This is a genomic window from Paraburkholderia sp. J8-2 (assembly GCF_905220195.1).
Lineage (GTDB): Bacteria > Pseudomonadota > Gammaproteobacteria > Burkholderiales > Burkholderiaceae > Paraburkholderia.
This window is the reverse complement of sequence record NZ_CAJMZA010000006.1, coordinates 86,915-106,233: the sequence shown is the minus strand read 5'-3', so window position 1 is coordinate 106,233 and position 19,319 is coordinate 86,915. Positions and strand designations below refer to the sequence as shown.

The 19,319-nt window shown below is 60.3% G+C and carries 16 protein-coding genes; 1 reads left to right on the top strand and 15 read right to left on the bottom strand.

Annotation, left to right across the window (positions count from 1 at the left end):
- From U5A52_RS15765 to U5A52_RS15710, 12 genes are read right to left on the bottom strand one after another with little or no spacing between them, the layout of a single operon-like run.
- The gene (locus U5A52_RS15765; RefSeq protein WP_321935268.1) at positions 1-1,014 is read right to left on the bottom strand and encodes an ATPase, T2SS/T4P/T4SS family; all 1,014 of its coding nucleotides are present in this window, start codon (positions 1,012-1,014) and stop codon (positions 1-3) included.
- A gap of 35 nt (positions 1,015-1,049) precedes the next feature.
- Positions 1,050-1,556: a prepilin type IV pili gene (locus U5A52_RS15760; protein ID WP_321935267.1), complete on the bottom strand. Its 507-nt coding sequence runs from the start codon at positions 1,554-1,556 to the stop codon at positions 1,050-1,052.
- 37 nt (positions 1,557-1,593) lie between these two features.
- The gene (locus U5A52_RS15755; protein ID WP_321935266.1) at positions 1,594-2,646 is read right to left on the bottom strand and encodes a type II secretion system F family protein; all 1,053 of its coding nucleotides are present in this window, start codon (positions 2,644-2,646) and stop codon (positions 1,594-1,596) included.
- Positions 2,643-4,487, bottom strand: a complete 1,845-nt coding sequence (locus U5A52_RS15750) for an ATPase, T2SS/T4P/T4SS family (RefSeq protein WP_321935265.1) — start codon at positions 4,485-4,487, stop codon at positions 2,643-2,645. The genes U5A52_RS15755 and U5A52_RS15750 overlap by 4 nt, the downstream gene beginning before the upstream one ends.
- On the bottom strand, positions 4,484-6,247 hold the full coding sequence (gene pilO2 / locus U5A52_RS15745; protein WP_321935264.1) for a type 4b pilus protein PilO2: 1,764 nt from the start codon (positions 6,245-6,247) through the stop codon (positions 4,484-4,486). The genes U5A52_RS15750 and pilO2 overlap by 4 nt, the downstream gene beginning before the upstream one ends.
- Position 6,248: 1 nt before the next feature.
- Complete coding sequence (locus tag U5A52_RS15740; RefSeq protein WP_321935263.1) at positions 6,249-6,881, bottom strand: hypothetical protein; 633 nt, start codon at positions 6,879-6,881, stop codon at positions 6,249-6,251.
- 16 nt (positions 6,882-6,897) lie between these two features.
- A complete protein-coding gene (locus tag U5A52_RS15735; protein WP_321935262.1) occupies positions 6,898-8,586 on the bottom strand; it encodes a pilus assembly protein PilN in 1,689 nt (562 codons plus the stop codon).
- A 5-nt stretch (positions 8,587-8,591) separates the two neighbouring features.
- Entirely contained in the window at positions 8,592-9,194 is a 603-nt protein-coding gene (locus U5A52_RS15730) for a TcpQ domain-containing protein (RefSeq protein ID WP_321935261.1), read from the bottom strand.
- Positions 9,194-10,351 (bottom strand): hypothetical protein, encoded by a 1,158-nt coding sequence (locus tag U5A52_RS15725; protein ID WP_321935260.1) that lies wholly within the window; start codon positions 10,349-10,351, stop codon positions 9,194-9,196. Before U5A52_RS15725 ends, U5A52_RS15730 begins: the two co-directional genes overlap by 1 nt.
- Positions 10,352-10,356: 5 nt before the next feature.
- Complete coding sequence (locus tag U5A52_RS15720) at positions 10,357-11,781, bottom strand: TrbI/VirB10 family protein (RefSeq protein ID WP_321935259.1); 1,425 nt, start codon at positions 11,779-11,781, stop codon at positions 10,357-10,359.
- Positions 11,782-11,788: 7 nt separating this feature from the next.
- Positions 11,789-12,739, bottom strand: coding sequence for a TrbG/VirB9 family P-type conjugative transfer protein (locus U5A52_RS15715; RefSeq protein ID WP_321935258.1), 951 nt, complete (start codon positions 12,737-12,739; stop codon positions 11,789-11,791).
- A complete protein-coding gene (locus U5A52_RS15710; protein WP_321935257.1) occupies positions 12,739-13,452 on the bottom strand; it encodes a VirB8/TrbF family protein in 714 nt (237 codons plus the stop codon). Before U5A52_RS15710 ends, U5A52_RS15715 begins: the two co-directional genes overlap by 1 nt.
- A 215-nt stretch (positions 13,453-13,667) precedes the next feature.
- On the opposite strand from U5A52_RS15710, the gene U5A52_RS15705 reads away from it, so the two are divergent.
- Positions 13,668-14,399, top strand: coding sequence for a hypothetical protein (locus tag U5A52_RS15705; protein ID WP_321935256.1), 732 nt, complete (start codon positions 13,668-13,670; stop codon positions 14,397-14,399).
- Positions 14,400-14,459: 60 nt separating this feature from the next.
- On the opposite strand, the gene U5A52_RS15700 is transcribed toward U5A52_RS15705, so the two are convergent.
- Genes U5A52_RS15700 through U5A52_RS15690 form a run of 3 tightly spaced genes read right to left on the bottom strand, consistent with a single transcriptional unit; the run spans position 14,460 to position 19,307 of the window.
- Entirely contained in the window at positions 14,460-15,968 is a 1,509-nt protein-coding gene (locus U5A52_RS15700) for a type IV secretion system protein (RefSeq protein ID WP_321935255.1), read from the bottom strand.
- A gap of 26 nt (positions 15,969-15,994) precedes the next feature.
- The gene (locus tag U5A52_RS15695; protein WP_321935254.1) at positions 15,995-16,765 is read right to left on the bottom strand and encodes a hypothetical protein; all 771 of its coding nucleotides are present in this window, start codon (positions 16,763-16,765) and stop codon (positions 15,995-15,997) included.
- Positions 16,749-19,307, bottom strand: a complete 2,559-nt coding sequence (locus tag U5A52_RS15690) for a conjugal transfer protein TraC (protein WP_321935252.1) — start codon at positions 19,305-19,307, stop codon at positions 16,749-16,751. The genes U5A52_RS15695 and U5A52_RS15690 overlap by 17 nt, the downstream gene beginning before the upstream one ends.
- Positions 19,308-19,319: the final 12 nt, after the last annotated feature.

Here is a 19,319-nt window from a genome sequence, read left to right as displayed (position 1 = left end):
TCAGAACCTGCTCATCTCGGCGAGGCCACTCGAAATGTTTCGTTGACGCTCAATCTCCGAGGCGAGCGCAGTGAACTTGCCAGAGCGCACGTGATTGCGCGACGATGTCTCGTTCGTCGCACCAGCGACAATCAGAGGCGAGACGCGAAGGCTCACCTTGTCCTGACCATTCGCATCTACTGCCACGTCCATCTCCTGATGAATGATCCCGCACAGTGCGTCAGCGAGCATCCCAGTGTCGATCCCGCTGTCCGAGACCATGTTGTGTAGGCGCTCGAGCGCGGCCGCTACGCTTTTGGCGTGAATGGTGATTCCAACGAGGTGCCCGCTTGCGGCGGCAAGAATCGCCTCTGCAGCGGCGTCTCGTGTTCTGATCTCGCCAAGCATCATGATGTTCGGCGCAGCGCGCAGCATGCGCACAATAAGCGGTCCAAATTGGGCATCATTCTCGGCCGGATTCTGATAGCAGGTCCCGATCACCTTGCCGTCATCCGATGAGTACTGCCCTTGCAAGCGGATCTCGATTGGGTTTTCGATCGTGCAAGCCGTTCCTCCAAACTTTCGCATTCGCGCGACAAGCCAGGAGGCCAGGCTCATCGATTTACCTTCGCTGCTGGCCCCTGCAAAAACGAGCAGACCACCCTTGGAGAATACTGGCGAGAGCAAGGCCTCCTGCAGCCTCGGGGGGTAGCCGAGAACATTGAATGCGATCGGCCGTGGAAGTAAGCGCCGACAGACAAAGACATCGCCGTCCAGCGTCTCAAGCCTCTGGACCCGGATTTCAACGTCTTCCCAATTTGCACGAAAGTCGAAGCCAGTCGGGTGACCGGACAGATTGCTTCGCAGTTCCGTCACCGACGCCAACAGGTTGACTGGAACAACATTTCGTTGCTTGTCCCGCGCGTTGCGCTTGAACCACGCGATATCGCCCGGCTCAAGGTACAGGTCCGAAAACTTCAGCGCGGATACGTCATGGCTCACGCGCGGTGCGGTCATCTCAGCGTCAACGATCATTGCCCCAACCCCACTCACCAAACCTAAACTCCGCGTTACAGGAACGTGAGCGTGATTTGCGCGGTACCGCCCGCACAGGCTTGCGCTGCGGTCTTGCCGTCCGGCACATTCGACGAAGAAAACGTCGTGCTTCCGCCCACATCGAGCGAGACGTAGTCATGCAATGTGGTCACCAATTGCGAACATTGATCCGCGGTCTCGCCATTTCCACCGCCAAAGGTGATTTGCGCCTGCGAGCCACCGGCCGTGGAATCGAGAGTCACCGCGTTACCCCACGCATCGGTGAGTGTTCCCGCTTTCATCATGTCTGACGGTAATACGCCCGCAGTCTGAAGATCGCTCGCGTTGTCGGTCGTGAAGTTGGTGTATCCATTCGCGCTTTGCGCGAACTGGCCTCGCGCATTGTTGATGACAAACTGAATATCCGAGGTCATCGTCGTGACCTTGCTCTGGTTGAAAAGTGAGCGAGACTGATAGGCCCCGTAACCCAGTGCGACCAGCGTGACAATCGTCGCGACGATTCGCGCGATAATATTTTCCATGACTACCCTCCTTGAGAATCCGAACGACTTCGACCCGTCAATGGGCCGCAGTTGAGATAAGCGTCATCAGGGCATTCGAGCCCATCTGGACAACGAAGACTGCGAAAAACATAACCCCGGTAAAGAACGCCGACGTGAGAGCAATCTTCATCAGCATCCGGCGCTCAAGACGCTTCGCGTAGTGCCTCGCGACGCCGGTGATCCGTTCGCCGAATGAAGGCGAGCCGACATACGAACCAATCTCATCAATCAGGTCTTCAGAAGGAAAGCCAAAACCCGTCAAGCGCATAGCGTCATCGATGCGTGACCCGTTCTTCAGCGCGAGCCTCAACGGCTGCAGGCGGGAGGCCAACCAGGGCGTTGCACTTCGGATCTGGGACGCAAGCGCCGCCTCATCTGGCACGCCCGACGAGTAAAGCGCCGCGTACGCCATCAACCACGTGAAGCCCTGGAGCTCGCGGTACTCAGCGAAGAGTGGGACGTACTTATCGAAGAACGCCCTCCCTTTGATCGCACCGTTTCCGGTCCAACGAGGAAGCGCCAGAAACGAGCCCGCAAGGCAAGCAACAAACGACGTAACTACAAGGGGCACCGCCCAGCCAGTAGCGACGCTCCCGAGCAGGTAGAGCACGAAGGCCCAGCCGGTCCACCGCTCGGTCGGCACGATCGCGCTGAATGCCGGAATCACCGAATCACCCACGACAAAGAGGGTGATGTAGAGGGATACGAGATAGACAAGCGGAGCAAGGAAGCTCGCGCCTATCTTGCGCATCATGTCGGAGGAGCGGTCGCGCACCTCGACGATCAGATCCATTGCCTCCGGCAACTGGCTACCGATGTGTACGCCGGTGGATAGGAGATCGCGCTCGAGCGGGGAAAGATTTCCGCGCATTGCGTCTACGAGCGTCTCCCCATTCTTAATCCGGCGCGTAATCTGCCTGACGACCTCCGCCTTCTTCTTTCGGCCACGCCGCGCGAGCCGGTTGCGAAAGCCGTCGAGGATGTCTGTCAGGTTGTTCTCATTTCGCAGCTGCTCAGCCGTCTGCTCATAGAATTGGCGACGCAGGCCCCAGGAAAGCTTTCCGCTCACATCCCCTCCGCTTTTTCAACGATACGAGCCACGTCCATGTGGAGGTCCGCAGGGTCGACCTCCCCAGCAAAGACATGCTCAAGGCCGTTGCCTAACAGCGACCGGTCCGACCCCGCCCGCATCCGATGCGCGCGCGCCGCCTTTTGAGGGCCCATCTCGCGGATGTTGTCCATCAGCTCCTCGGTTGTGAGCACGATCTCCGCTACCGCTATTTGGCCCTTGATGCCTTGACCACCACACGTCGCGCACGGCTCCTCACCCGCACGCGCCTTGTGCTTGACCTTCACAGCTGCGATCTGTGCCGGCGTTCCCCAACTCTTGAGGCGGCGCAACATGAAATCTGGCAACGCGTCTTTCACCTCTTCGAGCGGCTTCTTACAGGTGGGGCAGAGACATCCGACGAGGCGCTGCGAGACAAACCCCGCAATCAGGGAGGAGTTGCAGATAAGGTCTGGATTGAGGCGCTCGTGGTCGAGCGCGGTCATACGTGAGATGGACTCGTACCCTGAGTTCACGTGCATCGTTGCCCATACGAACTGCCCCGTCTGGGCCGCTTGCACAGCCCCCAACGCTTCTTGTGCAAAGCGAATTTCGCCGATGAGGATGATGTCCGGGTCCATACGCAGTGTGTGCCCGACCATTAGCTCCATCGGATTCTTGTTATCTGCCGCAAGCTGGATAGCCCAGTGCTGCGGATACTCCGGTGGCTGCTCAATCGTCACTTGCCGTCTGGTCGGGAAAAGACGTGCCTGGTGCTTCATCTTCGAGTACAGGCTCGTCGTCTTCCCGCTGTTGGTGGGACCGCTGACAAGCACGATGCCGCTCGGAAGTCGGAGGAGCTCGTCAGCGAGTCCATATTGCAGCGGGAAGTACCCTGGAATTTCAAACGATCCACCGGGCGCTTCCGGTACCGACAGCTTCAGCCGCGACTTAACAGCGGTGCCATCGTCCCGCTTCTTGTCCGGGTCATACTGCAGACGTGCAGAAATGAACGTACACCCATTAAACGGGTACTTCGGTCCACGAAATATACGAATACTAGACAGGCCGGAACCCGGGAACACCTTTCCGCCATGGATCTGCGCGTGTTGAAACTCGTCTTCGTTGTAGCTATCCTTCTCCGTAGAGATGCCGGTGTAAATTGCGCGTGCGAATCTTCTGCCGTCCTCGTGCTTCATCGAGAACTCGCGCACATCCATATAGCCACCGTTCACACGGATCTGAACTATCGCTTCCTTTTCGCCAACGAGAATCGAGACATCATTTGCCCCCATCTTCGCCGCCTCGATGAAGAGATCTCGCCCCTCCATCAGGGTGCCCAAGCCCTGGATATCTTCCTGATCCTCCTCGCTTCCGCCAAATCGCGCTTCGCGCAATTTCGCGATTTCTCCCGGCGTCTTTTCGGTCTGTTTAACGCTCAGGCCCAGACGGCGGATATCCTGAATCCACGTCATCAACGCAGGACTGCCCTTCAGGCGCGCGTCGAAGTTGACTTCAACCACACGCGTGGACGCGATTTTCTCGAGCTTTTCGCGATCGAGAAACCCGAGTTCGACGCACAGTTCACCAATCGCGAGTCCGCGGCCCTTCGCTTTTCTTTCAGCCTGCTCATTCAGCGCGCGCTGCAGCAACTCCTCGGAGATGAAGCCGAGATCGATCGCCGTACTGCCGAAGCGCTTTATCCGGCTCGTACAAAAGACATCGCTCGCGATCGTTGCCGGCGCAGCGGGTAAGCGCACGACGTCGTCCTCGTCCTTACTGAGCAGCGACGCTCCACCTGCTGGTGCTGATGGCGTAAGGCGAGCCGCCTTACCGGTGAACAGTCGACCGAAGTCGCTCATGACTTTCCTCCCAACCCGAGCACGGGCAATCCGGGTACCGCGATCGGCGAGACGGGCGCTGTCGCCGCGCTGTGCGTCTGAGCACTATCTGCGGAATTAACTACGGGCGTAGTCGATCGGCCGTTGTTGTCCCATGCAGCATCCAGATCAGACGCTGGCAATCTGGGCGCGAACTGCGACTCCGGCTGAGAAGTCGATTGCGTGTTAGACATGGATGCCGCAGCGGCCGCGACACGGCGATCAACTACCGCGCGCCCATCCGCAGCGTCCCATTGATCTGCGTGGGTGACAGGCGCCGCGTGAGGCGTGACCACGCTCCGCGCTCCAGCAACCGCATCGCCCCACCCACCGCGTACGCCGCTACCCGAGAGTGGTGATGTACCCGCAACGTCCGCACCACCTTCCTTTCGCGAAGCAAGCGTTGACGCAGTCGGGTTCTTGACCCCTCTGGCGTATACGCCGCTAGCGCCACCGCGATGCGCGCGGACGCCATCCGGTTCGTCCTCCGGCAACGTGGCGAGCATCGAGTAGAGAGACGCGTTCACCGTCCACGCTTCGGATTTCGAGGACCATTCGATAGACTTCAAGCGCAAACCCGGCAGCGCGCTCATCCCGCGCGAGATGCCGTACTCCCACGGAGCTGCCGGCAGATGAAAGAGCGCGGTGCTGCTGCCCCAGATCCTGGGGACCGTAACGCCGTTCTTGACGACCGGCGGGATAGCGTTGGCGGTGAGCTTCAGATCCGCACCATATAGCTGCGCGACGGTACGCACTGCCCGCTCCGCAGCGGTCGCCTCGAGCGCAAGCGGAATCGGTTCGGAAAAACCATACGCAGTCTTGATGCGCTCCGTCGACTCCTCACCGCCGGCCAGAAGCGTCCCCGGTGCATCTATCGCAAGGCCGCCCTGACGCATCCACTGCGCCTGGACTGACACGCCTGTAGCGTCGGTTTGGCACCCCCAGTTCTTGAGCACCCAACCCTTACGTGCCATGTCTTGGGTGTGCCAGGCTTCCTGACACGCCCGAAGGGTCTCCGCCATCATCGGCTCATTGGCCCACGGCAAAATCCGCGCGTCCTTCTCCGCCGATGCCCTGTGCGATGCGCGAATCTCCGCTTTGCGCAGCTGTTGCAACTGCTGCTCCTGAACCGCATCCTGGTGCTGGAAGTAGGCCCCAACAGCCACGCCGCAAAGCGACAGAGCCGCGGCCCCACCCGCCCAGAAGACAGGAACCCATGGGTTCCTCTGAAGGTCCGAAAGCGGCGGCACTTTCGCACCGCTGCGCGCCATATCTATGAGGTCCTCGATCGACGAAGTGATCGAGTTCCAGGTCAGCGACGATGCGAACTCCTCCGCGTAGCGCGAAACCTCCTCATACCCGCCGATCACGTCGCCGCCGGGGACAACAAAACCGTGGTCGCGCACGGCTATCAGCCAGAAGCGGCCGTCCCCGAGATCGAACACGTGCATCCAAGGCTGAGGCAACTGTTCGGCTATGGCCGCCGCCAAGGAGCGCACGCTCGTGGCCTTGCCCGTCAGCCCTTCGATCATGTCGCATGTACCGATGCCGACGCCGACGTCTTTGCCCTCGGTCTTCCGCTCGTTCTTCGCCTGCGCTGTTAGATGTACGACGCCCCATCTCCCAACCTGCTCGGAGAGCTTGCGCAACTCGGACCGGGTCGGCTTCTTGGGAGCATGGCGCCAGTTCAGCCCAGCGACGAACTGAGTCTTGATGCCTGGAAGCGTGACAATTGAGGCCACGTTACGGCTCCAGGTCCACGCTGGCGTGGCCGCGCGTCAGATGAACGAACGCGTCGGAGATCGATCCGACTACCCATCCACCGTTGATGCTGTCCCCAACGCCCACTTCCTGGGTTCCACCGCCAAATGCAATCACCGCGCGGTAGCCCGACGAGCCGAATCCGTTAATGGCCTGAGCGCACATCCCCATCTTCACGGTGCACTTGCGGCTCGCGACTTCCGGAGCAGCTGCCACCGGAATAGCAGGTGCCACAACCGTTGGGGCGGCACCCGTATAAGGCACCACAGCGGTTCCTGGGGTACCAGCGGCGCCGCCAGTCTGCGGATGCATAGCCTGCCAATTGGCTTGTGCGATCTGCGCTTCAAGCTGCGCCGCTTTCGCGCGCACTTCTAGGTACGGCAGCCGTGCTTGTTCAGCCGCGTACTGATCGGAGTTCGACGGCCCGAAATCGCCCATCGCGGGCTGCATTCCTTGCACTGGTGCATGCGGGATCACATGTGCTGCCGTCGGTGAAACTTGGGGCGCGCTCGCAGCCACCGGCACGCCAGCAGCGAATGCCGATGCAGACGCGAGCGACAAGCACTGGATGGACGCGATAAGGACTGCGAACCGCAGACCAATTGACTGTTTCATTCGATATCCCCCCGGATTACATCAGCTTCGCCGTGATCGCTACGGCGATGATCGTGTCGTTCTTCTGCGCATCGACCCCACCGCCGAGGATCGGCATATACGGGCTACCCACGCCGTTATTCGTCGTGTTCGTGCTTTGCTGACGCATACCCGTGAGAATCAACGTTTCACCGGGCTTCAGACTCACGATCTGCTGAAAGCGTGTGACCTGCATCGTCGGAAGCTGAACCGAGGATTGGCCCGTGCCAGAGCCTGACGTAAAGGTCTGCAACGCCAGCAGATCCGAAAGCGTCATGTCAAAGGCCATCTGGACCTTCCCGTCAACCAGTTTCGGTATAAAGCTGCTTGTGAAGCCGGGGACGAGCGTGCCAGTCTGAAGCGTCGTGGACGACCCGACGCTTGCGGTCGCCGTGCTTTGTGAGCTCTCGACGTACCCTTCCTGGCGCGCTGCCTGGAGCGCCAGAATCTTGCCGTTTTGCGTCACACCAGCACGCGAAATGACCTCGGAGACGTTGCCGAGCGTCGCCAATGCCTGAATCGTCGCGCTTGTGCCGTCAAGACTGCCACCGAGAATCGTCGCGCCGAAAGTCATCGGTGTGGACGTACTCGTAATCGTTGGGATCGATGCACCCGACAAAGTCAACCCCGTATGCCCACTCGAAGAGGTGTAGGCAAGCTTCAGGTTCGCGCCGTAGTTATGTTCCAGCGTCTCCTGAACCTGATAAACGTGCACGTCAATCGCGATCTGCTTGCCGTACAACGCACCCAGACCACGCATGAACTGGTCCACGCGATCGCATTGCGGCGGCGTACCGGTTACCGTGAGGACGCCGAGGTTCTGATCGGCATGGACAAGCGCTCCCGGTCCGCCTACAGCCTGAGCAGTGTCCTGCAGCCCCTTCCAGGGGTTCATTGCAACCTTGAGCTTGATCACCTGCCCGCCGGCGCCGGCCCCGGAGGACCCACCCACCGACATGCCAACCGACCCACCGGCACCGACCGACCCCTGCTCCACGCCGGTACTGATGCTGCCTTCCATGCTCGCTTCATCGGGAAGCGTCGGCAGAGGGAACGTGCGGGTCTCCGACCGAAGGAATGTGAGAGTATTTCCCTCGAGATGACTCCACACCCGAAAGCGCGAGTCGACTTCATTGATGAAGGCGCCGAAGTCGCCGTTGAAGACCTCAAACGGGACAGCATCGCCCGAAGAGCTTGCGCCCCCGGTGGCTTGAGCGGTGACGGGCGCCGCTGATGCAACGCGGCGCATCGTGGCGTTTCCGCCCGGCAAAGGAATCGCGCCGTCCGTCCTCGTCCCCGGGGGCAGCGGTCCACCATTCGCGGCCGTTGTCGTAGTCGAGCCGCCCGTCGCACCGTCCACCGAGCTGTCGATGACAACGTGCAGATGCGCATAGCGTGTGAGGTGGTCTGCGACTTCAGCAAGCGTCGCCGACGAACGGTTCGAGGGCGTGAACCTGATGTGCTGGGAGAAGATGGCAGGCTGAGGCGTGCTCGCCGCGATCTTCTTGCCAAGCAGCCAGGAGCCTTCGTGAACAACAACGATGGGGCGTACGTGGTTCGCGGTGTCAACTTGCGTGCGCGCCGCGGTGCCGATTGATTTCTGGGTATCGTAGACCGCGGCCATGCCGCATCCCGACAACATCTCCGCCGCCGAAAGCGCGACAATCGCCGCCGCAATGGTTTTCATCCTGGTCATTCGCTTGCCCCCGCTTTCTGAACCACCACCGTGCGATTACCGAGCCACACATCAACCCACACGTCCGCGCCGTTTTGCCCGATCTGTGTCATGGCGTCGGTTACCGCATCGACGAAGTTGCCCCCGTACGGCTTGTCGTTCGGAACCAGCCAGTCATCTGGCGTGTTCCACTCCACCTTCCAGTTCTCGCCTGCAGCCCAAGCCTTGACTTGGTCCTCGATCGATTCACCGCCGTGGAGTGTGAAAATCGCATGAGCCGGCGCTGGGGAGTCGGGCGCTTCGCCGGTCGATGCAGCGCCAGCCAGCGTAAGCGGCTTGCCCGCGAGCGCCGGCGAGGCTGCCTGCGCCACTTGAGATTGGGGCGCGTTGGATGCAGCGGCGACGGGCGGAGCGCTGGTTTCGGTCGTGACGGCAGGCCCGGTGCTGAGTGACTGCCACCCCCCGCTATCGGACATGGCTACCTGGTCGGCAGCATGGGCAACACCTGCTCCCACGAGCAGGGCGCACGCGACGAGCGCGCGAGAGGTCAGACGGACCATCGGAAGCTCCGCAAGGACTGTGCGGCAATCACGCCGCGTCGAGAAATCGTTCGAGGACATCAGGCGGCTCCACCAGGCTGGTCGACAAAGCGCACGGTATGTGTGCGTGTAACGCTCACATCGAAGCCGTCTGCATCGGCGTCGAATGAATCGACGACAGCGTTCAGGCGATAAAAGCGGCCTCTTTGGCGACCTGCGACGGCGCTACCAGGGACCTTGATCGTGATGCGCTTGGCTGCTTCCGCGAACTCGAGGTACGTCGCGCCGTCCTGATCGAATACCTTCTTCAGGCCGGCCGGGTTATCTACAGGAAACTGATAACCAGTCGACGCGATACGCCGAACGAGCACAGAGTCATGGCCATCAGTCGCGACAAACACGCTAGCCGCAGCGACCGTCATCACACTTGCGCTGTCGTCCCACGACGATTCAAGGCGTTTGCCATCGACCGTCGAGAAATGCAGGGCGATCGAGGGACGCTTGCTAAAGTGGATCTGCACCTTGCCTCCAGCGCCGTCGCGGATGCCGTCCGCGCCGAACGTCTGTGCAAGCTGCGAAGCGGGTGTGACCACCGGTTGCGGAGAGGTTGAAGGCACAACAGCGCCAGCAGGCGGAATGGCCGCCGCCACCACCGATGAGACAGCTACCGGGCCGCCAATGATCGGCGGCAGTGCTCCGCTCGCGGACATCGAGGGCTTCGCCGGCAGATCGCCTGAGGCCACAGACACCGAGATCATCGACGGCGCTGCGACCGGTGTGTGCTGCGCCATGACCCGCGGTGCCATCGGCGCGGCGGGCTGGCCATTTCCCGCTGATGCGACCAGTCGCTCCCCGCTTCCAATCGAACCAGACGGCGCCACGGCTGCATAGTAGTCAGACGGTGAAACGCGGTGCGGTGCCGACGGCAGCGCGGTGTGCGTCACCCTGATGCTTGCACTACCCGCGTGTACCGAGAAGGAGTCCGGCATCCCAGGAAGGCGCAGGTAGGGTCCGTCCGGCACGGCTCCGGTAACTGACGTCCGGATGCCTTGCGCGGGTTGGATATAGGTGTCTTCGCCATCGTTAAAGACCAGCGTCGGGCGCACGGATCCCGGACCGTCGACGCGGTATCCAAAATCCATGCCCTCAGCGGCGTGTGACGCGCCTGCCGACAGCACGAGACCAAGGGGCACACTCGCGAGCACGGCGCGCAGAAGCAGGGTTCGTTTCTGTGTCATGGGTTTCAGCTCCCGCGATACGGCGTCAGCGCGAGGTCATGACGCAACATGAAGATGAACTGCGTGCCGCCATCACGCGTGATCGTCGGCGGAATATTCTGGTTACGCGCGAGCAGATTGCTCACCACTTGCTGCAACGTCTGGGCGAAGATCGTTCCGCCCATCTGGGTCGTACCCAAACCCTGATTGACCGTAATCGTCTGCTGGGTCTTGTCGAGCAATAGCGTGGCCGCGCCGATGACGAGTGCACTCCCAAAGATCTTGAAGAAGTGATTGTTGACGTCGCCGATCACGCCGCTCGTGCCGTCGTCTTCGGAGCCGGTCGCATTCGAGAGATCAACCCAGGACAGGTCCGGACGGATGAGTCGCGTCATCGCCATGAGAACGCGGTCCTGCCCAACCTTCACGTCGTGGTTATAGACACCGGTAAGCTTTGAGCCCTTCGGGATGAGGAGAATCGTGCCGGTCTCGCTGTCGTACACGTCCGAGGTCACCATCGCGCTGATGGTTCCCGGGTTGTCCGTGTCGAGGCCCGTAAGCAAGATCGCGCGGACTGGCGTGCCTTCGCTGATGATCGGGCCCGCGGGTGCGTCGTGCATACGCACGATTTCCCCGCCGTCAGACTTCACCGAGGACAACCAGCGATCCTGCTGCCCCGCCGATGTCGTAGTCGCACTGGAAGATGAACCCGTTCCGCCCTGACCGCCATATGCACTCGAGAGTTGGGCCACCTTGTCAAGTTGCTGAGACATGGCATCCTGATTCTTCGCAGCCTGGGCGCGAAGATCGCTCGCCAGATCATTCATGGGCGAGGCCGCAGTAGGGGCACTGTCCTGGGCTGTCTTCATGAGGGAGACGTCGGTCGCCTGAATCGGCGCCGCGTCAATCGCCGCCTGGCGCTCGGCCTCCTCCTTGGCCGCCTTCAGAGCTTCCTCTCGTTCGGCCTTCGCCTGCGCGGCGAGCTGCTGGGCATCGCTTGACTGGCCACCGCCTACCGCACCACCCGTTGTACCGATGGCCTGATTTGCGCTTGCGTTCGGGTCATACTTGCCCGGGGGCGCGCTCGCAGCGGCGGCCCGCTCGGCCTTCTGCTTCATCTCATAGCTTTTGCCTGCGTTCGCTGCGGCGTTGACTAACCCCTGGCCCGCGTCGGCCGAAGGCGCTGCATACTGGTCGTAGGTTTCCTTTGCCGGCCCTTTGTGTTTGGTCGGCATAAAGAACTGCACGTATCCAAGCCCACCCAGTGCAACAACCACAGCGAGCGCACCCAATGCCTTTCCTCGGCTTGGCTTGCCACGCGTTAGGTCCTCGACGGTCTCGTGGTCGGGAGATTGCATGGAGGGCGGCGGTTCAAACGCCGCCGAGCGCGAGCGCGCGGGATTGTCGCTGTCGAATGGGTTGGACACAGCAACTTCGTCGTGTTCTGACATGCTGGCCTCAGTTGCTGTACGGGGACGCACTGCCGCGGAACGCTCTGTTCCACCAGTGCTTCACGCGGTCGGATTCGACGGTCACCACCTGATCGTCACTCTTGATCACGAACTTGTCCGCGATCCGATCCGCGACAACGAACTCGCCTTTGGGACGCGTGACAATTAACGACAGGCGCCCCTGGCTATCTGGGATGAAGACTGCAGGCAGGTCCTGAACGTTGGGCAAGCGGAAGAAGGTCTGACGGCCGTCGTCGAAAACCGCCACCGGCTTGAATGGGGCATCACCGGAGATCGTGTAGCCGTAGTGATACGAAGTCGGGTCGAGCGGCGGAGTGAGCGTCTCAGACTCGAGGTGACGCTTCTGCGCGATGAATTGCGTCGCATCCTGCTCGGCGGCAAGCCTCACCTGCGCATCATCATCCGGATAGTCAAAACTGACCTGCTGGTAGAACTTGCCCCCGGGTGCCGATGAGACGAGCAGAAACTCGTAGGTACGCTTGTTAGTGACGAGCGTCAGGCTGGTCGAGATTCCTGCTCGGACCGGCTTGACGTAGAGGTTCCTCGGGCCGCCGCTCACGCGCCATTGCATCGTGTCTCCGAGCGCCGGCTTTTCGACGACGCCCTCGCCCTTCTCGAGCTGGATGTGGGTGTCCTGGTTGAGCTCTGCGAGCAACGGGAAAACAGCGTCTGCGCTGTAAGTGAAGCGCACAATCCGATCGTCGAGCGGCGAAGGAACAGGCACTTCGGCCGTGCTGCTTACAACGACCTGTGGGCCTAGTGCTGCCGGCACAGCCGCGAACACGTGAGGCGTCGCCGCGCAGCAGGCAACCGAGCCGAACAAAAATGACCATGCAAGAGCGCGGGCCTGAGTCTTCATTGACGAAAAACCTCTGGGGGTACACTGGGCGGCGGCGAAGTTGCGGTCTGCCGCATGCAACGGATTCACGCGCACCATCACGACTCCTGGTTGACGTTAAAGCTCGTCACGTAGATGCCAGCTGGGTTGCGTTTGACCTGATCGGGTGTGGTCGATTTGATGTGCGTGTAGGTGATCGTCATCGCCCAGGTCTGAACCTGCGGAGCCGCGCCTTCCGCCAGACGCTTGGTGAGCGTGTAGCGGACGATCACCGTGTCCTCGTTGACCCAGTTGACCGTCAGGCGATTGAAGTACTGACGCAACTGCGGATCGTCGTGCAGTTGGCCGTAGGGGTTCTCTTTGGCAATCAGGTCTTGCAATTGGTCGTGCGCATTACCAACCGCCGTTTCACCCGCCTTCGCAAGCTTGGCTTGAATCGTCGAGGCGTTGATGTCGTAGACGTTATCGAGCCACTCGCTCAGGTAATACGCAATTGCATCGTGGTCCGCCACCGAGGCCGACGGCCCAGCCTGCTCCAACGTCAGACGCCCACCCCCGTTTTCGTGCAGAAAGATTATCTCTACGGACTTGAGTGGGAACAGCATGGCGTTCGAGACGCCCTGCACCGCGTTCAAGCCCATCGAGATCATGAACGCCAGAAACCACCGATTGCCGGTGATGCGTTGCATCTCGCCGCGGGCGAAATATTTCCGCACTGCGGACTCCCGGATCGGGCCAGGCGTAAACGGAGGCACGGCCGGTCCGGCGATTGCTTTCGCGGCATTCGTGGGTTTTTTGGCGGGCTTGTTCATGCCACACATTCTGGCGAGCGAGGACCCGCTCTTTCCTTTGAATGCGAGGGCAGTTTGGGGGGGAATTCCCCATTCGCCATTCGCGCGGAGCAATCGACATCCATTGAGGGACGCCGAAATCGGACCTCGATTTGCTATCGCGCCTCCTACCGATATGATGGCTACATGGCGCTAGGCAAAGCGCAAAAGTCAACGGACTTCAGGAGATTCGCCTTATGGCCTTCCTCACGCTTGAACCGAAAGACCCGGCTCGTTTCGACATTTACGGGCAACTCATCGGCGCGATGCGCGCGCTTGCAAAGCCGGATGGACTATCGTTTGGATTTTTCGGAATTGGGTCGGAGATTGCGGCACTGGAGGACGTCAACAACGTCCTCACGGTCAAATATCCGAGTGCCGCGGCAATGGTCGAATATTCCAGCCTGTTCGTGCGCGCATGGAAGCTGATCGCAACGCCCGACGTCCACAGGTTCGTTCGCCACGAGTGCCCTGGCGCCCAGGGGTCGATCGTTGTGGTCGGCAACCCCTTTGCGAACGAGGCCGAAATCGCCTGGCGCGGCGAACAGTTTCGCTACTCCGTCTTTCCGTCCGATGACCGCGCGCGGTACCAGTCGCTTCTGATGGTCATTGGCGCGATGAAGGTTCCGGGCTACCCGGCTCCGCTCGCGGCTGGTTCGCCGCTGTTGCTCGGCCGACATATCGTCAGAATGTCGTGGGAAAGCGGCATCGTGGCGATCGAGTGGGCGTCGACCGACGCTTTCCTCGCTTGGGGGAATATCGCGATGTACGCGTGGCGGGTCTCTTCCAACAACCCGGTGGCAGGCACAATTCGCCACGTCCTGCCCGGCAGCATCAATGTTGACGTCAACCTCTGGGAATTGGATCCTTGGGAACAGAAGGTGAACGGCTACCTGAAGCGCGCCGTCGTCACCTATCAGCCCAAGTAATGCACGGGGACATGGTTCGCGGTTGCCGAACCATGTCCCCGTCTTCCATCCCATTCCTCCTCAATCAACTACGTCCCAGGTTGAGCCGTCCGAAGCTTGTACCGACGCTATAGGGGCTGCCCCGCCACCACCGCCGGCTGGCGATGGCCCTTCTGGTCCCGAGAGCATAGGCGCTCCTTGCGGCCCCCCGAAATCGCTACCGCCCCCACCTGACGACCCGAGCATTGCCTGGGGAGTCGGCGGTGGCAGTTCGTTACCAGCTGCGAACGCACCCGCGGTCTCGCTGGCAACGGATGCCCCACCTGCTGTGCCGCCGCCAGATTCGGCGCCTGCGGCGGCACCGCCGCCACCCTCCGACGCCGACATCATCTTGGCCACCTGCTCGCCAAGAACGAAGGCGGCCCCGGCCATCGCAGCCGTCGCGGCGGTCATGGCTTTCGACGCCTCTGAGCCGAAGCTCGGAGGTCTGCCGGCCGCGCCCCCGTGGCCAATCAGCGCCGACGCAATAGCCGGGACACTGCTAAAGACATTCTTCAGCACCCACATCAGCCCAACGAATCCGAGTGCCGCCCCAACATGCAAGCCTGATCCACTCGACGAAGATCCAGCAACCGTGCCGCCCTGCGATTGCATGGTCGACGCCATGCTTTCCATCGTGCTGCTCAACAGAGAAAGGATGACCGACACGATCATCGTGTATGACATCCCGCCTAGCAAAAACTTGAGCCACGTGTGCATGAAATTCTTCGACCAATCGCACACGCCGCAAGCAACAAACACGGGCCCAATTCCGGTGCCGATTCCCACGAGAATAATCCCCGTCAGCATCACCCCGACGACCTCGGCCAGCGCTATGAACGCAAGAATAACGGCCGCAACCATCAACAAAAGCGTGAAGAACGCATCCATGAAGTCCATCAGCGAGGACCCCATGAAACTGAGACATGACAGCCCAGTGGCGGCCGCGTTAAATGCCGTCCCGAGAGAAGTAAACAGATTTTGCGCAAAAGTGACCAATGCAGTGGAGAGTGTCCCTCCTCCAGTCAGGGCGCTCACTATCGCCGAAAAGAGCTGTTGAAAGCCGCTGATCAAGGTGTTGTAGGACGCAAGCACCGCCCCAACGATCCCCGCTGGAATAAACGACTCCACAACGATCACAGAAATCGGCTCGCCCCCACCAGCAGCAGACTGGATGGCCTTCCAGAACACATACGAAATGGCAAGCACGCCCCCAAGTGCGGAAGCGACGCCAGTCACCTTCCCGGCCATCGAGCTCGCGGCGGAATTGATATTGGTCTGCGCGCTCGTGATCGGTGTCATGAGCGCATTGACTACCGCATTCAAACCGGACCATTTCGACGTAACCGCACTCGAGTTCTGCGCGCAACTGGTCGAGGCGGTGACTGCGTTCGCGGAACTGGTCGCCGCGGCGGCAGAATCACTGCCCCCGTTGCTCAACGCCGAATCAAGCGGAGACGTGGTGTCTGCGGCGAACGCCAATCCACCAACCAGCATGCTCACCACGAGGACGAACATGCCGAGTTTGAAAAGGTGCCGTAGCCTAAGCATAGGCAGTTCTCCTGTGACCGTCCGTATCAGTATCCGAGGATGCTGGTTGCCTGTTGCAACTTGTTTGCGTTAGTGACCGACTGCTGTGTGGCCGCTTGATAGGCCGCCGCCGCGTCCGACGCATTGCTCACAGTGGCCGCCCTTCTCGACTCGTCGTAACCCGCTTGCCGCACGAGAGTCTGCAGCCCCTGCAGTGACGCCTGATTGATCTCAGCAAGGTTATCGAGCGATGCGTTCGTCACCTGGATCTGATCGTTTGTGCCGAGGGCCCCGCTGTTTTGAGCAGCGATGCTCGCACGCGTCTGTATCGTCTTTTGCATCTCATTCGACATGTTCGTGTAGTTCGAGATCAGAGATGTCGCGTTCTGCTGGTGTGCCGCTGCCTGATTGGCAAGCATCTGGATGTATGAGGTCGCGGAGCCATTCGATGAATCCGCAGCGTATTGATTCATGACTCCGCCGACGAAATTCGACATCCCGCCGAGTTGACTTATCAGTGACTGGTCGACATTGAACTGCGCCTTCAAGGAAGTCACATCACCGATAGAGCCAATCCCGGTCAACCCGGCGACCGAATTCACTGTGTTTTTGAGCGTGTTCTGCATCACGCTCGCAGTCTGGATTACCTGTTGCAGGTCGTAGGACTCCGACTGCAGCGTTTGCGCCGCAGTCATACAGTTTTCGATGAAATTCGTCGGGTCGAAGACGATCGACCCGCCTCCACCGCCGCCCGCATAGGCGAGGTCCGCTGTGAGCAGCGACGCTGCGACGAAAATAGCTTTATGCAGGCTGCGCATCAGTTTCCTCCTCGGGCTCGCGGGAATAATCCACGGGCTTGATTGTTGCGACCTCGGCGACGTAGTCGTCGAGCCAGTTTGGGTTTGTGCCTTCGGTGGCCTGGTGTTTCAGGAATACGTTCTGCAAGTGCTTCTCTGACCGCAGATACGGAAGCACTTCGTCCGTGAATACGGTCTGGACCACACGCGTGAAGTTGTCCTGAACGAACATGTACTCCTTCTTCGGCACTAGGCGACCGATACGATCGATCTGCGCGTCGGTCAGGGAGAAATTCTCCTTGTAGAACCGGCGATGCGCGTTGACGCGTTTGTTGTACATGAGGATCGTCGTTTTGATGTTGTCGATCAGATCCGCACGTATCGAGCCGCTGATTGCATCCGGGCTCTGAACGGTGAGCCACACGAAAGCGTTCTTTTTCCGGAAAGTTTTGAGCCAGTCCACGATCTTTTTCGCGAACCCTTCGATCTGCAAGAGAAAGGACGCCTCCTCCAGATAGATGAACGTTGGCCGACCGTCGAGCGAGAGATCAATCGTACGGAACGCGTACTCCATGAAGAGCTCGAACAGGCGCGGGATAGCCGTGAGTTCCTTCATCTCGATGCATGTCCAGCTCTCGAGCGTGAAGTTGTTCTCTTCATTGTCGAAAATCCCATACGGCCGGCCGTTGAGCCACTCACCGAGGGCCGTCGAAATCTTCGGCGAGACGAGCCCAGCGAATGTCGACAGAGTGCGAGGGTTGCGGAAGCTTTCTTCGTACATCCGGGCGAGCACCTTATCGATCTGCTCGGTGTCCTCCGGTTCCGTCTGATATCCCGACTCCTTGAGCATCCGGATAATGAATTCGCGGACCCACGTGCGCCCAAACTCGGTGCCGCCGTCCAGCTTGAACGGGTTCAAAAGCATCGTGCCCGACTTGTAGTCGAGATGCTTACCCTTATGAAGGAGGGTCGTGATCTTGACTGACTCGTCACGGTCGAAGATAAAAGTATTTACCCCCCCGCCCTCGTAGCCCACGTACTTCTGGAACTGCGACAAGCAGAAGTTCACGAACGTGGTCTTACCCGATTCGGTCGGTGCGATCAGGATTGCGTGGCCCACCTGTCCCACGTGCGGAACCCAGCGGAACTGGCAGCCATAGGCGTCGACGAACATCGCGTGCGCGGGCACGCGCCGCTTGAGCACTTCTGAGAAGTGCACATGCACGGCGGGACCCGGGTTCATCGTATAGATTGGTGCGAGGTCCGCAACGTTGTCGTTCGCAACAAGGATGTATCGCGACTGGAACGCCCACTGCCCCGGAAGCATACCGACGTAGCTCGGACCGAGGTTTTCGCGTTCGCGCAGCGCGATAAGCCGTTTGTCTGCAAGGATGCGCTCTATGCGAGCGCAACGGCGCTCGAGCACCTCCCGATTGTGGTCAAAGACCATGATCGAGAGGTTGTAATACGCAGAGTTTGGCCCGCCTTTCGTTAGGCGCTTCAAGGCACTTTCTGCGTCCTTCACCAAATCGGCCTTTCCGGGTGCTGGCTCCGGCTTCCTACCTGTCGCCTTTGCCATGAGCGTAGAGAAGACCGTGTATTGGGTCATCTTCAGGAAGTTGCGCACCTCCGTCAGTTCCTTCTCACTTCGCTCCTTACCCATGCAGCGAACAATCTGGGAAACGACCAGTTCGTTGTCGGACTTGAACAGCCCCTCGAGAATCATCGGGTGACTCGCCGTCGGCCACTGCTTTGCGCCGTAGACAGCCGCATAGCGATCGCCGCGGTTTCCGGTGAAACGAATGACATCCCGTCCGACGACTACCGAGTTCGCGGGCATCCAGCCGTCAAGCATGACGTCCTTCGGACGCTCAACTACGTCGTTCTCGCTCGCTGGGTTGAGAATCTGGAAGAGCGCATTGTCCAGGTCCCGCTCCGCGAGGGGACGCAGCGACAGCGCCGGCGTCGTCCCAACGAAGGCCCCGAGGATCTGCTCGAAGGCCTTAACGTTGAGTTCGAGCTGGTTCCGGTCCCGCAGTAAGCCCTCATTGGTCGACATCGAGCTAACCGAGGCTTTCATGTATGCCGCGGGCATTGACATGTTCTCCTCGGACGACAGGTGCCGCGCGCGGTCCATCACACCGTCAACGCCGGTGTTGCCCGTGTAGAGCACGAAAAGCCAATGGTGCATCCTGAAGTAGTACCCACCGCGGAAGCGCTTGGAGTAAGCGGCGTCTAACCGCGCCGACACCTCGTTGGTGAACGATTGCCGTAGATAGCTGTACGTACGCTTTCTCTTCGTGTTCCACCACAACGTAATGCGCTCGTCGAAATTTGCGTTTATCGCGCGCTCGAGCTCATCAACCGCGCGATCGACAGTCTCGTCGTCGATGTTGTCGGGGTCGAGGGCGGAATATTCGAAGCCGGCGAGCAGAGATCCGTCCTTGTTGAGGAGGATGTAGTCCGTGACATAGGTCATCCACGGCACAATCTCCTGGAGCGGCCGCTCTTTTTCATCCGAGTTCAAATAGAGTGGGGTGTAACCCTCCCCTGTCGTGGCCATTTCCTGACTCCC

Excerpts from the sequence above, each read along its gene's own strand:
- U5A52_RS15765 (WP_321935268.1), bottom strand. The coding sequence starts at position 1,014 with ATGATCGTTGACGCTGAGATGACCGCACCGCGCGTGAGCCATGACGTA.
- U5A52_RS15760 (WP_321935267.1), bottom strand. The coding sequence starts at position 1,556 with ATGGAAAATATTATCGCGCGAATCGTCGCGACGATTGTCACGCTGGTC.
- U5A52_RS15750 (WP_321935265.1), bottom strand. The coding sequence starts at position 4,487 with ATGAGCGACTTCGGTCGACTGTTCACCGGTAAGGCGGCTCGCCTTACG.
- U5A52_RS15740 (WP_321935263.1), bottom strand. The coding sequence starts at position 6,881 with ATGAAACAGTCAATTGGTCTGCGGTTCGCAGTCCTTATCGCGTCCATC.
- U5A52_RS15735 (WP_321935262.1), bottom strand. The coding sequence starts at position 8,586 with ATGAAAACCATTGCGGCGGCGATTGTCGCGCTTTCGGCGGCGGAGATG.
- U5A52_RS15730 (WP_321935261.1), bottom strand. The coding sequence starts at position 9,194 with ATGTCCTCGAACGATTTCTCGACGCGGCGTGATTGCCGCACAGTCCTT.
- U5A52_RS15725 (WP_321935260.1), bottom strand. The coding sequence starts at position 10,351 with ATGACACAGAAACGAACCCTGCTTCTGCGCGCCGTGCTCGCGAGTGTG.
- U5A52_RS15720 (WP_321935259.1), bottom strand. The coding sequence starts at position 11,781 with ATGTCAGAACACGACGAAGTTGCTGTGTCCAACCCATTCGACAGCGAC.
- U5A52_RS15715 (WP_321935258.1), bottom strand. The coding sequence starts at position 12,739 with ATGGTGCGCGTGAATCCGTTGCATGCGGCAGACCGCAACTTCGCCGCC.
- U5A52_RS15710 (WP_321935257.1), bottom strand. The coding sequence starts at position 13,452 with ATGAACAAGCCCGCCAAAAAACCCACGAATGCCGCGAAAGCAATCGCC.
- U5A52_RS15705 (WP_321935256.1), top strand. The coding sequence starts at position 13,668 with ATGGCCTTCCTCACGCTTGAACCGAAAGACCCGGCTCGTTTCGACATT.
- U5A52_RS15700 (WP_321935255.1), bottom strand. The coding sequence starts at position 15,968 with ATGCTTAGGCTACGGCACCTTTTCAAACTCGGCATGTTCGTCCTCGTG.
- U5A52_RS15695 (WP_321935254.1), bottom strand. The coding sequence starts at position 16,765 with ATGCGCAGCCTGCATAAAGCTATTTTCGTCGCAGCGTCGCTGCTCACA.
- U5A52_RS15690 (WP_321935252.1), bottom strand. The coding sequence starts at position 19,307 with ATGGCCACGACAGGGGAGGGTTACACCCCACTCTATTTGAACTCGGAT.